Genomic DNA, 14,319 nt, shown 5'->3' with positions numbered 1-14,319 from the left:
GACTAGCGGGGCTGGCCGGCTTTCTGCCTCTGGAGCAGCCATTCGTCCCGCGTCACGGCATAGACGACGTGAGGCTTCAGATGCGGATGCGTATCGGGTACGCGCGGGTGGTCGAAATCGAGGCTCGCAACCCGGTGAAGCCCGAGCCGTTTCATGACGGCCGTCGAACGATGATTGTCCGTCACGGCGAAAGAGACGATGGCGTCGAGGTGCTTCTTGTCGAAAGCGAAATCGAGGAGGGCGCGGGCGGCCTCCGTGACGTAGCCATGGCCCCAGAAACGGGTGGCAAGCCGCCAGCCGATCTCCACCGTTTCGGCCGGGAAGATTTCCGGCATATTGGCAAGCGAGAGGCCGCAGAAGCCCATGGGCTCCCGCGTTTCCTTGAGTTCCAAGGCGTAGAAGCCGAGCCCGGTCTCGGTGATCGTGTCGTTGAGCCGCGTCAGGAAAGCATCTGCTTCCTCATGGGAGCGCCGGAACGGGAAGAATTCCATCACCTTCGGATCGGCATTGATCTCACGAAACAGGTCGCGGTCACTGTCAAGCCAGCTGCGGAGCCGCAGGCGTTCGGTTTCGAGAATGATCTTTGGTTCTTTCACGGGGTCACGAAATCCGCCTTGCGATAGCCTTGAACATAGAGAAGGGCAGTGAGGTCACCATAGTCAATACGCATCTTTGCCTGGGCGGCGACGGTCGGCTTGGCATGCAGTGCAACGCCCGAGCCGGCTATGCCGAGCATGCCGAGATCATTGGCGCCGTCGCCGACAGCGATTGCATCCTCGGGGGAGATGCCGAGCTTTTCGGTAATGGACAGAAGCGCATCCACCTTGGCCTGTTTGCCGAGAATGGGTTCGACCACTTCGCCGGTGAGGATGCCGTCCTTTTCGATCAGGATGTTCGCCTGGTTTTCGTCGAAACCGAGCGTCTTGGCGATCCGGTTCGTGAAGACCGTAAAGCCGCCGGAGACAAGGGCGGCATAAAAACCTCTCGCCTTCATGGTGGCGATCAGTGCCGGTCCGCCGGAGGTTAGCGTGATGCGCTTGGCGATCACGTCGTCGACGACCGTAATCGGCAAGCCTTTCAGGAGTGCCACGCGCTCTCTGAGGGCCGGCTCGAAGGCGATCTCGCCGTTCATCGCCCGCGCCGTGATCGCCGCCACCTTGTCCTTCAGCCCCACGACATCGGCGAGCTCGTCGATGCATTCCTGGCCGATCATGGTGGAATCCATATCGGCGATCAGGAATTTCTTCCGCCGGGTTTCAGCATTCTGCACGACAACGTCGATCGGCGCAGCCGCGACGACGGCGCGGAGATTGGCCTCGGCCGCCTGAATGTCCGTATCGTCGCGAAGCACGATATCGCAGGCGATGCCGTCCGCCAGCCAATAGAGGCCGGAGGCCTTCACGGCGTCGGCCGCCTGTTCTCCGACCCTTGCATTGAGAACAGGATTTGACGGATGGGCAATGAGCGTGGCAACGAAAGCCATATGACGACCGACCTTGATGATGAAATGGACGCGATCCTGATAACCGGACCGACGGCGAGCGGCAAGTCGGCTCTTGCACTGCATCTGGCACGGGAGGCAGGCGGTGTGGTCATCAATGCAGACAGCATGCAGGTCTACGACACGCTCAGGGTTTTGACGGCGCGGCCTTCCGAAGCGGAAATGGAAGGCTTGCAGCATCTCCTCTACGGGCATGTGCCGGCGACGTGCGCCTATTCGACCGGCGAATGGCTGCGCGACGTCCAGGACTTCTTGCCGAAGCTTCGCGCGGAAGGCCGGTTGCCGGTCTTCGTCGGAGGAACGGGGCTTTATTTCAAGGCATTGACGGGCGGCTTGTCCGACATGCCCGAGATTTCCCAGGATGTCCGCTGCAGGGTGAGACTGCGGCTGAAGGAGGAAGGGCCGGAAGCGCTGCATGCGGAGCTTTCAAGGCGGGATGCAGTGGTGGCCGAAAGTCTCGAGCCGAAGGACGGTCAGCGGATCGTCCGGGCGCTCGAAGTGCTGGAGGAAACCGGCCGCTCTATCGCCGACTTCCAGGGTCGGCAGGGGGCGACGGTGATCGATCCCGCCCGCGCGAAAAAGCTTGTCGTGCTGCCCGACCGGAAAATTCTTCATGAGCGCATCAATCGGCGTTTCGAAAAAATGCTGGAGGGCGGAGCGGTGGACGAGGTGAGGGCGCTTTTGGCGCTCCATCCGGCGCCCGATCTGCCGATCATGAAGGCGATCGGCGTTCGGGAGATTGCCGGGATGCTGGAAGGACGCATGAGCCGCGAGGAGGTGGTCGAGCGCGCCTCGGCGCTGACGCGGCAATATGCCAAGCGGCAGATGACCTGGTTCCGCAACCAGATGGACGAAAGCTGGGAGCGGATCGGCTGATCAATCCTTGTCGTAGAGGCTGCTGAGCGGCTTCTTCAGCAGGCTTTCGCGCAGCGAGCCTTCGCGGCGGAGCAGCGGATTGGGGCGCGGGGCACCTTCCTGTTGTGCAGGAGGGCGCTGAAAAACCGGCTGTGAACCGTCGGTCGAGCGTTCTCGGCGCAGGTCCGCGAAGCGGTCCGGTCGAAGGGGTGCGGGAGGCTCGGAAACAGGCGGACGGGGCAGCATATCCGGATGGTAAGGTTCAGGCTGCGGATCGCCGATCGCGGGCGGACGATTGATCACCACGTGTCCATTGGCACGGATTTCCTGGTTCCATCGTTCGAGTTCTGCGTCGGTTGCCGGTGGGAATTCGTCATCCACGTCTGCGTTGTCGGCAGGTATGTCGTCCGCAAAAGCGAGATTGGCTGCGGCATAACTCTGCTGGAAGGCGGAAATATCCGGCCCGCTGGCGGCCCGCATGCGCGCCACGACCGTGCGCAGATCGATCGTGTCCGGCGTGTTTTCCGACCCCTTGTCGGCGATGCCATTGGCCTTTGGCAGGTATTTTTCCTCAACCCTGGCGAATTTCATGCGCATAGGCACCGTAATCGCTTCACCAAAGGCGATCGCCTCGCCATTGCCGATCGAGGAGAGGAAGCTGGTCGTCGAGATCGAGGAGTTCGGGATGGCCGACTTGATGATCTCCTGGTCGCGGTCGTTGGAAAGCCGCATAGCGAACAGGGTCGAGCATTGCGACAGGATCGTCTGATCAAGTTCGCCTGGCCGCTGGGTGATGACGCCGAGCGAAACACCATACTTGCGACCTTCCTTGGCAATGCGCGAGATCGCCTGGCGAGTCGGGAAAAAACCAAGATCGCGGTCAGCCGGCACGTAGCGATGCGCCTCTTCGCAGACGACAAGCATATGGATCGCGCCATTGCTCCAGAGCGCCAGTTCAAATGCCATGCGGCAGAGGATCGAGGCGACCGAGTTGACGACTTCCGAGGGGATGCCGGCGAGCTGGAAGGTGGAGATCGGCCTGTCTCCGCCCGGAATGCGGAAAATATGTGCGATCGTCTCCATGATCGTGTCGTTGATCGTGTTGTTGGAGAACATGAAATGATAGCGCGGGTCGTTGATCGCCGACATGATGCGCATCTTCAATGACCGCAGGAAGGGTTTTTCACCGCGCCCTTCCAGACGACCGATACGTTCATCGATCAGCGCGAGAAGGTCCGCCATACGGTAGGGCACGGGAGTGTCGGCCGTGATCGAGCTCTTTTCGGTCGTGCGGCGCATGAGCGGGGAATCGCTGCCGCGGAAGGCGCGCTTCGCCTCCGGTATCAGGTCGCGCAGGATATCGAGCTCCTCCGGCACCCCGGGCCTGCCCCGGAAAACCACTTCGGCAAATTCTTCCAGCCGCATCAGCCAGAAGGGCAGGTCGAGCGTGTCGGTATCGATGACGACCGCGCGTTCCGGAAAAGCGGCTGCGAACTCGTTGTGCGGATCGAGAATCAGCACGCGCAGCTTCGGATCGGCCTCGATCGCCTTGTTGAGGAGCAAAGACACGGCGGTGGATTTGCCGACCCCTGTTGAGCCGACGACCGCGAAATGCTTCGAGAGCATCGAGGGAATATGGATCGTCGCATCGATGCTTTCGTCCTGCGTCAGTTTGCCGATGACGCAGGTGTCGCTCTTGCCCGTATCGTAGATGCGCAGGAGATCGGCGGCGCGGATGCGATGCGCTACGGCGCCGAGATAAGGATAGCGAGAGATGCCACGGGAAAACTCCTCGCGGCCATCTCCCCCTTTGCGGACTTCGCCGAGCAGCTCGACCTCGATATGAAAGCCGGTGTCCTCGCCGTCGCGCCAGCTTTCATCGCTGGTCCCCATCGCATAGGCGAGCGCCACGACGCGGTTTTCGCCGACGCTGATCGAGATCAGCCGGCCGACGGACCAGAGTTCCGTGAGGTCGGTCTCACCGTTTTGGGCGACAGCGGAAATGGTTGCATTGGAACCGTTGCAGGCCACGACACGGCCCAGCATACGGTTGCCGGGTTTCTGGAGATCGCGGCGATCCTGCTCTCCCGCGGATGCGGAACGGTGGAGATCGTTGTTCAGCAAAATCGACCCCCTGTCATTGGGGTGGCGGATCGGGTCATAGGCTCATCCGTCGGGGCGCTGTCCTTCAAACATCGCAGCATAAGCCCCGCGACTTAACAACTCGTGTAGGTGTGTCTTCCGGGAGACGAAAACGGCGCAGCAAAATCAGCCGAATGGCTTTTTTTGGTGCAAGGTGGCGTTGACGAACGGCATTTATCTGGCTAACACTTCGCGCCATGAAAATCTCGATCGCTCTTATTGTGGTGGGAACGCGCATGGGCAGGATGGTGTAACCATCCGGCGACAGCCACCCATGCGCGGTAGACAGGCTCCTCAAAAGGGGCCTTTTTTTATGCCTTCAATCCGGCTCGGAGGAGCCGCCGGTAAAAATCCAGCAGCGAAATGGAAGAAGACAATGACGGATAGCAATAACCAGATGCCAGATAACCAGATGACTGGCGCGGAGATTGTTCTGAGAGCGCTGAAGGACAATGGCGTCGAACATATCTTCGGATATCCGGGCGGCGCCGTCCTGCCGATCTATGACGAGATTTTCCAGCAGGACGAGATCCAGCATATTCTCGTCCGCCACGAGCAGGGTGCCGGCCATGCGGCTGAAGGCTATGCCCGCTCCACCGGCAAAGTCGGCGTCATGCTGGTCACATCCGGTCCCGGCGCGACGAATGCGGTCACCCCCTTGCAGGACGCGCTGATGGACAGCATTCCGCTGGTTTGCCTGTCCGGCCAGGTTCCGACGACGCTGATCGGTTCCGACGCCTTCCAGGAATGCGATACCGTGGGGATTACCCGGCCTTGCACCAAGCACAACTGGCTGGTGAAGGATGTCAACGAACTCGCCGGCGTCATCCATGAAGCCTTCCGCATCGCCCAGACCGGTCGCCCAGGTCCTGTCGTCGTCGATATTCCGAAGGATGTCCAGTTCGCCACCGGCACCTATACGCCGAAGCCAGAGATTGCGGCGAATATCAGCTACCAGCCGAAGAAGGAAGGGGATATCAAGGCCATTCAGGCTGCCGTCGAATTGATGGCGTCTGCCCGCCGGCCGATCTTCTATACCGGCGGCGGCGTCGTCAATTCCGGTCCGGAAGCTTCGCGGCTGTTGCGCGAACTGGTTCAGCTCACCGGTTTCCCGATCACCTCGACGCTGATGGGGTTGGGGGCCTATCCGGCCTCGGGCAAGAACTGGCTCGGCATGCTGGGCATGCACGGTTCCTATGAATCCAACATGGCCATGCATGACTGCGACGTGATGGTCTGTATCGGCGCGCGTTTCGACGACCGCATCACCGGCCGTATCAACGCGTTCTCGCCGAACTCGCGAAAAATCCATATCGATATCGATCCCTCGTCGATCAACAAGAACGTCCATGTCGATGTGCCGATCCTCGGCGACGTCGGGAGCGTTCTGGAAGACATGGTCCGCCTGTGGCGGGCGCTGCCGCACAAGCCGGCCAAGGGACAGACGGAAGACTGGTGGGCGCAGATAAACCGCTGGCGTGCCCGCAAGAGCTTTTCCTACAAGCATTCCAGCGACATCATCATGCCGCAATATGCGTTGCAACGCCTCTATGAGCTGACCAAGGGCCGCGACACCTACATCACCACGGAAGTCGGCCAGCACCAGATGTGGGCGGCGCAGTTCATCGAGTTCGAAGAGCCGAACCGCTGGATGACGTCTGGTGGTCTCGGTACGATGGGTTACGGCTTTCCGGCGGCGATCGGCGTTCAGGTCGCGCATCCAGGCGCGCTCGTCATTGATGTTGCCGGTGATGCCTCGATCCAGATGTGCATCCAGGAAATGTCGACGGCAATCCAGTACAATCTGCCGGTCAAGATATTCATCCTGAACAACCAGTACATGGGCATGGTTCGTCAGTGGCAGCAGCTCCTGCACGGCAACCGCCTGTCCAACTCCTATACGGAAGCGATGCCGGACTTCGTCAAACTCGCGGAAGCCTATGGGGCCGTCGGCATGTATTGCGACGATCCGAAGGAGCTCGACCAGAAGATCGAAGAGATGATTGCCGTCAAGAAGCCGGTGATCTTCGATTGCCGCGTCGCCAATCTCGCCAACTGCTTCCCGATGATCCCGTCAGGCAAGGCGCATAACGAGATGCTGCTGCCGGACGAGGCGACCGACGAAGCGGTGGCCAATGCGATCGACGCCAAGGGGCGCCAGCTCGTATAAAACGAGTTGGTATGCTTCAACAGAATTCTGAGGAAACGGACCCAAGACCATGAATGCGCATCAGCAACCGACCGGCTCAGCCTACTTCATCGCACCGGAGACGGCGAAAGCCGAAAGTCATACGCTCTCGGTTCTCGTCAGCAACGAACCGGGGGTGCTCGCCCGCGTGATCGGCCTTTTTTCGGGCCGGGGCTACAATATCGAAAGTCTCACGGTTTCGGAGACAGAGCACGAGGCACATCTTTCACGCATCACCATCGTCACCAATGGAACGCCGAGCGTGCTCGAGCAGATCAAGGCGCAGCTTGAGCGCATCGTGCCGGTCCACCGGGTCCTGGATCTTACGGTGCGGGCGCGCGAACTCGGGCAGGAGCGCCCGATCGAGCGCGAAGTGGCGCTGGTAAAAGTGGTGGGCCACGGGGAGCGCCGCGCCGAGACGCTGCGGCTTGCGGAAGCCTTCCAGGCCAAGGTGGTCGATGCGACGGTCGAACATTTCATCTTCGAAATCACGGGAAAATCCTCCAAGATCGACCAGTTCGTGGCGATCATGAAACCGCTCGGGCTGATGGAGGTCTGCCGCACGGGGATTGCAGCCATGAACCGCGGCCCGCAGGGAATGTGAGGGCACGCGGGGAACGGCGCATCGGTTGGCGAGGTGAGGACAAGGTTGACGAAGGATTGGTATCCACCCGCCGGCATGCGCCTTGGCGCCACCCACTACGTGACGCGATCGGCACCCTGGTTGAAGCACTATTTCGGGATTCGCGAACTGAAGTCGGCATTCGCGCCGGGGGTTAAGGGGATCGTTTTCTGGGGCGGGCGTTCTACTGCCAGGCTAGCCCGCAGGATCGCATGGTTTCGCCGGCTGCCTTATTGGTATCTTGAGGATGGTTACCTGCGTTCGGTCGGTCTCGGCAAGGAGAACACCCTGCCGATTTCCGTCATTGTCGATGATCTCGGCATGCCGGTCGATGCTTCGAAGGCTTCCAGGCTGGAGAGGCTGATCGCGAGTTCCGTGGATGGGGACATTGCAGGGCTTGGGGCGAATATCCGAGAGATGCTCGTCTGTGAAAAACTCTCGAAATACAACAACCTGCCGCATCGCGAACCGAAGCTCGACCGCACAACACGGCGGCGGGTTCTTCTTGTCGACCAGGTGCTGGGTGATGTTTCCGTACCAATGTCGGGCGGCTCGCCTGAAAGTTTCGCGCGCATGCTCGGGGACGCTGTCGCCATCGGCGCGCAATGCGTGGTGCGCACACATCCGGATGTGATGGCCGGTTTCCGCAAAGGTTACCTCACCGAAAAGGCGGCACGGACACCCGGTGTCATCCTGATGGACGATGCGGTTTCCGTCGCCTCGATTTTGGACGTCGTCGACGAGATCTGGACAGTGTCGAGCCAATTCGGTCTCGATGCAATGCTGCGCGGCATCCCCGTGCGTTGTTATGGAGCACCTTTCTATTCGGGCTGGGGACTGACCGAGGACCGGCTGGGCGAGATGTCGAGCGAGGCTTTGCACAGAAGGCTGGCGCGGCCGAGCGTCGATCACCTCGTGGCGGCGACATTCAGCCTCTATCCTTCCTACCGTGACACGGTCACCTGGCAGGAAATCGATGTCTTCGGTGCGATCGAGACGCTCGTTGCCGAGCGTAGAAAACTCGAAATCGACTAGATCATCTCAAGCGGGCGTTTGCGTTCCGGTGGCGGGAAGGCGGCGTCGAGTGCGGCCCAATCCTCTTCGCTGATTTCCAGTTCCGCTGCCTCGGCGTTTTGCGCGACGCGTTCCGGATTGGCGGATTTCGGAATGGCGATGACGCCATCCCGCTCCAATAGAAAAGCAAGTGCTACCTGCGCCGGCGTCGCCTGATAGGCTTTGGCGATATGGATAAGTTCAACGCTGCGGGCAAGCCGGCCCTGTTCGATCGGCGAATAGGCCATGACCGGGATGCCGCGCTCCTGGCACCAGGGCAGGAGGTCATATTCGATGCCGCGGCGGGAAAGATTGTAGAGCACCTGGTTGGCGGCGCAATTTCTTCCTTCCGGCACTGCCATCAGTTCCTCCATGTCGGAGAGGTCGAAATTGGATACGCCCCAGGCTGCAATCTTGCCGGCCCGACGCAATTCCTCGAAACCGGCGACGGTTTCGGCAAGCGGATACTCGCCGCGCCAATGCAGGAGATAGAGGTCTAGCCGATCGGTCCCCAGCCGAGCCAAGCTTCTTTCGCAGGCATCAATCACGCCCTTGCGGCTGGCATTCCAGGGATAGACCTTGCTGACCAGGAAGGTCTCGTCGCGGCGGCCTATGATCGCTTCGGCGACGATTCTTTCAGCGCCGCCCTCGGCATACATTTCCGCAGTGTCGATCAAGGTCATGCCAAGATCGAGACCGCGCTTCAGGCTGTCGATCTCAATGTTCGCCTTGCGGCTGTCCTCGCCCATGTTCCAGGTGCCGAGGCCGAGCGCCGGCACGGAAGTGCCCGAGGGCAAGGTAGCTGTCGGGATATCGGGCATGTTTGACCTCGATCGTCGCATTGGGAAGGGTGCGATTTAGACATATGGCTTTTGTCGAAGGTTCCAAGTTCTGCTTGAAGATCGTCCACAACGATCCTATCACCAGAGGATAAGCCTCCCGCGACACGAGGCGGCTAATGTAACGGGGCCATTTGGCATCTTGGGAGATCACATGCCGCTGGAAACATTTCTGGCTCTCGTCCTGTTTGCCTTCACGACCTCGATCACGCCGGGACCGAACAATATGATGCTCTTCGCATCGGGCGTGAATTTCGGTTTTACCCGTACCATCCCGCATATGCTTGGTATCGGTGCCGGCTTCTTCTCGCTGCTGCTCGCGATCGGCCTCGGGCTCGGTGCGCTGCTGCAAACGGTTCCGGTGGTCTATACGATCCTGAAATTTGCCGGCGGCGCCTATCTTGTCTGGATCGCCTGGAAGATCGGTACGTCCCGCAGCCTTTCCGACGGCAAGACCGGCGCACAGCCGATGACCTTTTTCGGGGCGGCGATGTTCCAATGGGTCAATCCGAAGGCGTGGGTCATGGCGGTGACGGCCATGGCGACCTACACCAATCCCGACTACTACCTGCCGACCGTGCTGCTTGTCGGCCTGGCTTTTGCGGCGGTCAACGTACCGAGCGTTTCCACCTGGGCCGGCTTTGGTTCGGCACTCCGTGAATGGCTGTCCGTGCCCGCCCGGCTCAAATGGTTCAACATCACCATGGCCGTCCTGCTTGTCATGAGCCTCTGGCCGATGCTGAAGTAAAGGAGAGTGACATGTCGGAAGATCATCACCACGATCACCAGCATCACCATGACAACCGCTACAGCGACATGCAGGCGCGGGTGAGGGCGCTTGAAACGGTGCTGACGGAAAAGGGACTGATCGATCCAGGCGCGATCGATGCGATCGTTGAGACTTACGAGACGAAGATCGGGCCGCGCAACGGCGCCCACGTGGTGGCCAAGGCCTGGAGTGATCCGGAATTTGCGGAGTGGCTCAAGCGGGATGCGACGGCGGCGATCGCAAGCCTGGGATATGCCGGCCGGCAGGGTGAGCACATGCGTGCCGTCTTCAACACGCCGGACACCCATAATCTCGTCGTCTGCACGCTCTGCTCCTGCTATCCATGGTCGGTGCTCGGTTTGCCGCCGGTCTGGTACAAGGCGCCGGCCTATCGCTCCCGCGCCGTCATCGATCCGCGCGGCGTGCTTGCGGAGTTCGGCCTGACATTGCCTGAGACCAGGAAAATCCGGGTATGGGATTCGACCGCGGAGCTGCGCTATCTCGTCATTCCCGAGCGGCCGGAAGGTACCGACGGCATGAGCGAGGAGGCGCTTGCCAAACTCGTCAGCCGCGACGCGATGATCGGTACTGCGATTGCGGGAACGCAGCCATGAACGGGCCTCATGATCTCGGCGGACAGATGGGGTTCGGGCCGGTCGCGCCGGAAAAGGACGAGCCCTATTTCCACGCGGAGTGGGAGAAGCGGGCTCTCGGCATCACGCTGTCCTGCGGAGCCTTCGGCGCCTGGTCTATCGATGAAAGCCGGCATGCGCGCGAAAGCATTCCGCCGGCGGACTATCTGGCCGCCAGCTACTACGAAATCTGGACCCGGGCGCTGGAAGTACTGCTGGAACGGCATGGATTTGCAACAAGAGCCGAGATCGATTCCGGTCACAAGCAGACGGTGCCGGCCACACCGAAGCGTATCCTGACCGCGGATATGGTTCCGGGCGTGCTCGCGCGGGGCGGTCCCTGCGACCGGCCGGTGGATACGGAGCCGCTTTTCCAGCCGGGCGACAGAGTGCGGACAAAGAATTTCAACCCCACCACCCATACGCGGCTGCCGCGCTATGCCCGTTCCAAGACCGGTGTCGTGGAGGCCGTGCAGGGCTCCTACGTCTTTCCCGACGACAACGCGCATGGAAGGGGCGAAAACCCGCAATGGGTCTATACGGTCGTCTTCGACGGCGGCGAGATCTGGGGCGAGGGTGCCGATCCGACGCTGACCGTCTCAATCGATGCATGGGAGAGCTATCTTGAGCGCGTGTGACGTTCCGTCAGCGCTCACGCGGTCCCCTGGCCTTCCGAAGTCACCGGAAGGTGATCCGGTGTTTCCGGAGCCCTGGGCGGCAGAGGCGTTCGCCTTGACCGTGCATCTGCACGAGAAAGGTGTCTTTACCTGGAACGAATGGGCTAAGGCGCTTTCCGTCGAAGTGCGCAAGCCAGGTCGCGCCGAGGACGGCAGCGATTATTTCGACTGCTGGGTGGCGGCGCTTTCGGGCCTGCTGGTTGCGAAGGGCGTCGCAGACGCCGATACGATCCTCGCATTGCAGCAGAGCTGGCAGAGGGCGGCGGAGGCAACGCCGCATGGCAAGCGGATCGTCCTGGAGAATGATCCGCTGCGGTAAGGTTCTTCCTCTCATGACGGAAACTGCCTGTAACATTCTTCGGCGATCTTCTGGAGCAGGTCGCGGGAAATCTCGCCGGTGACCGCGTAGCCGAGTTCGCCATCGATCCAGTAGAAGGTCTCGACATCGCTGGCGGAGGCAAAACGGAAGCTCGTCGTCCGGTTTTCCCTGTTGCGGCCGACCAGAACCGTCACGCGCTGGCCGGTGTTGTCTTCGTACATGAACAGGGCGCCCGGCTTGCCGCCGACCGGCAGAAGCCTGCCGCCGACCAGCTTGAAGCCCAGGGATTGCAGGTTCGGGACCTTGAGGTTGGCGATCGAGAGCCGCTTGCCGAGCCAGGTGGCGAGATGCGCCTCCTCGTCCGCAAAGACCTCGACGGGATGGCGCACCTCGCTCGCATAGACGAGGAAGGCGTTGCGGGCCTCGCGCGGCAGGATTTCCGTATAGGCAAGCCGGATTTCGGGGTGGCCGAACAGGCGGGGACCGATGTAGCCGCCAGCGGCGCCGAGGGCGAAAATGACCACCGCGGCGGCGGCCAAGGCAAATCGACGCCGGGGTTGCGCCGGCGGGCGGGCAAACCCCATCGACAGAAGCCGGATATCCGTGGGCTTCGATTTTTCGTGAGGCGCGAAAGCGGAGCGCAGTTCCTCGTTCTGTGTCTGCCAGTCGGCGACCATTTCCGCCGCCTCCGGGTTCTCAGCCAGAAAACGCTCCACGCGGGCGCGGCCGGCCTCATCGAGGAAGCCGTCGGCATAGGCGTGCAGGTCCGCTTCGGATACGGATCGGGCCTCGGTCATTTCGGTCTCCGCAATTGAATGACGTTCTCCTCCCGCATTTTCTCACGCAGGTTCTGGCGGGCCCGCGACAGGCGCGACATGACCGTGCCGATCGGTATCTCCAGCATGTCGGCGACTTCCTGGTAGGCATACCCCTCCACGACCACCAGCATCAGGACGGTGCGCGCCTCCTTCGGCAGCGTTTCAAGCGCCTGGATAAGGCGGTTCCTCTCCAGCGGATCATCTGAGCCTGAACTTGCTGCGACGGTCTCCGCATCTTCGATGCCGACTACGGGCCGCCGCGCGGCCGAGCGGCGCGCGTTCAGATGAAGATGGGTCATGATCCTGTAGGCCCAGGATTTGAAATTCGCGCCACGCCATTGCGCCCGGTTGATAAGCGCTTTTTCGACGCAATCCTGCAGCAGATCCTCGCTCTCCGCATCCGACCGCGTCAGGCTGCGTGAATAGCGCCGGAGCTGTGGCAGGAGAGCGAGGATCTGTGCCTCGAACGAGAGCGGCGCAGGAGCCTGTGCCTCGCGCGCCGCCGCCGAGGAGGAACCGGATTGATCAGGGTTTTGCGACATCCCAAACGCCGTTCACGCCATCGCCGGTCGTGTCGCCTTCCTTGGTGTCCTTGACCCAGTAATAAAGCGGCATGCCTTCCCTGGCCCATTGCCTTGACCCGTCCTTGCGGGTGACGAGCGAATATGCACCATCTGCCTTCGCATCGGAAGCAGCCATGGCCGGCGGCCAGTTCTGGGCGCATTTGTCATAGCAGTTGGACGTGCCGGGCTTGTCGTTTTTAAAGGTGTAGAGCGTCATGCCGTTGTCGCCGGCAAGCACGTCGCCTTTGGCGGTCTTGACGGTCTTGAACGGGCCGGCAGCGAATGCGGCAGTGGTCAGCGCTGCCAATGCGAAAGGCACAAGGATGAAGGTCTTCATGGGTGTCTCCCTGGTTGAACGGCGGCTTCCATCGGCCACCGATGCCAAGACACCGAAGGAAGCGGATTTATTCCGTCGGCCGTAAGGATTCTCGAAAAAATCATTACTTATCTCTTGAGCTAAGTGTTCTGAAATGATACTTATCCTTATGGAAAACCATTCAAGCCAGTTGGACAGTGTCTTCCAGGCGCTCGCGGATCCGACCAGAAGGGCCGTGCTCGGACGGCTCGGCCAAGGGCCGGCAAGCATCAGCGATCTTGCGGCGCCTTTCGACATGGCGCTGCCCTCCTTCATGAAACACATCCGTTTCCTGGAGGAGAGCGGCCTCATCCGCACGCATAAGAAAGGCCGGGTGCGCACCTGTGCGCTGGAAAGGGCAAAGTTCTCGATGCTGGAGGACTGGCTCTCCGAGCAGCGCGCGATCTGGGAAGCCCGCACCGACCGGCTGGAGCAGCTTGTTCTGGCGAGGGAGGAATTCCTGCGGGCCAAAGAAAGGGAGAAGGGCAGATGACGCAGAATTTCGATCCGGATCTCGACCTCACCATCTCGCGGATCATCAGGGCGCCGCGCGCTTCCGTCTGGAATGCCTGGACCGACAAGGCCACTTTCGAGCAGTGGTGGATTCCGGCACCCGCGCTCTGCCGGGTGGTCGCTATGGATATTCGGCCGGGCGGCGCTTTCGAGACGGAGATGAGCGAGAACGGCGGGAATTTCGGCCCGCACTTGAACGCCTGTTTCCTGGCGGTCGAAGAGCAGGAGCGGATCGTCTTCACCAATGCGCTGACCGGCGGCTGGCGGCCGGCCGAACAGCCCTTCATGACGGCGATCATCACCTTCAAGGATCATCCGGACGGTACGGAATACTTCGCGCATGTGATGCACAAGAGCCCTGAAGACCGGAAGATGCATGACGAGATGGGGTTCTTCGATGGCTGGGGCACCGTCATCGAACAACTTGCGAAGCTCGTTGAACGGCCGCAGTGAACCTCCGTGCGACCGTCCGC

At 61.1% G+C, this 14,319-nt stretch carries 17 protein-coding genes; 10 read left to right on the top strand and 7 right to left on the bottom strand.

Annotated elements, in window-relative coordinates; genetic code table 11:
- Nucleotides 1-2: 2 nt before the first annotated feature.
- Nucleotides 3-596 (bottom strand): GNAT family N-acetyltransferase, encoded by a 594-nt coding sequence (locus QEO92_RS10880; protein WP_152601056.1) that lies wholly within the window; start codon nt 594-596, stop codon nt 3-5.
- Entirely contained in the window at nt 593-1,483 is an 891-nt protein-coding gene (gene serB, locus QEO92_RS10875) for a phosphoserine phosphatase SerB (RefSeq protein WP_227702992.1), read from the bottom strand. The genes QEO92_RS10880 and serB overlap by 4 nt, the downstream gene beginning before the upstream one ends.
- Between serB and miaA the strand changes: the two genes are divergently transcribed.
- Nucleotides 1,484-2,377, top strand: a complete 894-nt coding sequence (gene miaA / locus QEO92_RS10870; RefSeq protein ID WP_227702991.1) for a tRNA (adenosine(37)-N6)-dimethylallyltransferase MiaA — start codon at nt 1,484-1,486, stop codon at nt 2,375-2,377. It begins immediately after the preceding gene.
- On the opposite strand, the gene QEO92_RS10865 is transcribed toward miaA, so the two are convergent.
- On the bottom strand, nt 2,378-4,480 hold the full coding sequence (locus QEO92_RS10865; RefSeq protein WP_227702990.1) for an ATP-binding protein: 2,103 nt from the start codon (nt 4,478-4,480) through the stop codon (nt 2,378-2,380). It lies immediately after the preceding gene.
- Nucleotides 4,481-4,910: 430 nt separating this feature from the next.
- Between QEO92_RS10865 and QEO92_RS10860 the strand changes: the two genes are divergently transcribed.
- The 3 genes from QEO92_RS10860 to QEO92_RS10850 are packed head-to-tail and all read left to right on the top strand — an operon-like array spanning nt 4,911 to nt 8,343.
- Entirely contained in the window at nt 4,911-6,668 is a 1,758-nt protein-coding gene (locus QEO92_RS10860) for an acetolactate synthase 3 large subunit (RefSeq protein ID WP_425272378.1), read from the top strand.
- Nucleotides 6,669-6,717: 49 nt separating this feature from the next.
- A complete protein-coding gene (gene ilvN, locus QEO92_RS10855; protein ID WP_037147347.1) occupies nt 6,718-7,290 on the top strand; it encodes an acetolactate synthase small subunit in 573 nt (190 codons plus the stop codon).
- Between the two features lie 45 nt (nt 7,291-7,335).
- Nucleotides 7,336-8,343, top strand: a complete 1,008-nt coding sequence (locus QEO92_RS10850; protein ID WP_227702988.1) for a capsular polysaccharide export protein, LipB/KpsS family — start codon at nt 7,336-7,338, stop codon at nt 8,341-8,343.
- Here QEO92_RS10850 and QEO92_RS10845 read toward each other — a convergent pair.
- Nucleotides 8,340-9,182, bottom strand: coding sequence for an aldo/keto reductase (locus QEO92_RS10845; protein WP_227702987.1), 843 nt, complete (start codon nt 9,180-9,182; stop codon nt 8,340-8,342). The two genes, QEO92_RS10850 and QEO92_RS10845, sit on opposite strands and share 4 nt — an antisense overlap.
- Nucleotides 9,183-9,354: 172 nt before the next feature.
- Between QEO92_RS10845 and QEO92_RS10840 the strand changes: the two genes are divergently transcribed.
- From QEO92_RS10840 to QEO92_RS10825, 4 genes are read left to right on the top strand one after another with little or no spacing between them, the layout of a single operon-like run.
- Complete coding sequence (locus tag QEO92_RS10840; RefSeq protein ID WP_227702986.1) at nt 9,355-9,948, top strand: LysE family translocator; 594 nt, start codon at nt 9,355-9,357, stop codon at nt 9,946-9,948.
- 11 nt (nt 9,949-9,959) lie between these two features.
- Nucleotides 9,960-10,583 carry a nitrile hydratase subunit alpha gene (gene nthA / locus QEO92_RS10835; protein WP_037147336.1) on the top strand — a complete coding sequence of 208 codons (624 nt, stop codon included), beginning with the start codon at nt 9,960-9,962 and terminating at the stop codon, nt 10,581-10,583.
- Nucleotides 10,580-11,239, top strand: a complete 660-nt coding sequence (gene nthB, locus QEO92_RS10830; protein WP_227702985.1) for a nitrile hydratase subunit beta — start codon at nt 10,580-10,582, stop codon at nt 11,237-11,239. The genes nthA and nthB overlap by 4 nt, the downstream gene beginning before the upstream one ends.
- Complete coding sequence (locus QEO92_RS10825; RefSeq protein ID WP_227702984.1) at nt 11,226-11,597, top strand: nitrile hydratase accessory protein; 372 nt, start codon at nt 11,226-11,228, stop codon at nt 11,595-11,597. The genes nthB and QEO92_RS10825 overlap by 14 nt, the downstream gene beginning before the upstream one ends.
- Before the next feature lie 11 nt (nt 11,598-11,608).
- Here the strand turns inward: QEO92_RS10825 and QEO92_RS10820 are convergent, their stop codons facing one another.
- Genes QEO92_RS10820 through QEO92_RS10810 form a run of 3 tightly spaced genes read right to left on the bottom strand, consistent with a single transcriptional unit; the run spans nt 11,609 to nt 13,315 of the window.
- On the bottom strand, nt 11,609-12,394 hold the full coding sequence (locus tag QEO92_RS10820) for an anti-sigma factor family protein (RefSeq protein ID WP_227702983.1): 786 nt from the start codon (nt 12,392-12,394) through the stop codon (nt 11,609-11,611).
- Nucleotides 12,391-12,957 carry an RNA polymerase sigma factor gene (locus QEO92_RS10815; protein ID WP_037147326.1) on the bottom strand — a complete coding sequence of 189 codons (567 nt, stop codon included), beginning with the start codon at nt 12,955-12,957 and terminating at the stop codon, nt 12,391-12,393. Before QEO92_RS10815 ends, QEO92_RS10820 begins: the two co-directional genes overlap by 4 nt.
- Nucleotides 12,941-13,315, bottom strand: coding sequence for a COG4315 family predicted lipoprotein (locus tag QEO92_RS10810; protein ID WP_037147323.1), 375 nt, complete (start codon nt 13,313-13,315; stop codon nt 12,941-12,943). Before QEO92_RS10810 ends, QEO92_RS10815 begins: the two co-directional genes overlap by 17 nt.
- 148 nt (nt 13,316-13,463) lie before the next feature.
- Here QEO92_RS10810 and QEO92_RS10805 point away from each other — a divergent pair, with 148 nt between their 5' ends.
- Entirely contained in the window at nt 13,464-13,826 is a 363-nt protein-coding gene (locus tag QEO92_RS10805) for an ArsR/SmtB family transcription factor (RefSeq protein ID WP_037147320.1), read from the top strand.
- On the top strand, nt 13,823-14,299 hold the full coding sequence (locus tag QEO92_RS10800) for an SRPBCC family protein (protein ID WP_227702982.1): 477 nt from the start codon (nt 13,823-13,825) through the stop codon (nt 14,297-14,299). The genes QEO92_RS10805 and QEO92_RS10800 overlap by 4 nt, the downstream gene beginning before the upstream one ends.
- Nucleotides 14,300-14,319 lie beyond the last annotated feature (20 nt).

Source organism: Neorhizobium petrolearium (genome assembly GCF_029854435.1).
In the GTDB taxonomy this organism is placed as follows: Bacteria; Pseudomonadota; Alphaproteobacteria; order Rhizobiales; family Rhizobiaceae; genus Neorhizobium; species Neorhizobium petrolearium.
Note: the sequence above shows the minus strand (reverse complement) of the source record. Positions and strands in the feature narration are given on the sequence as shown.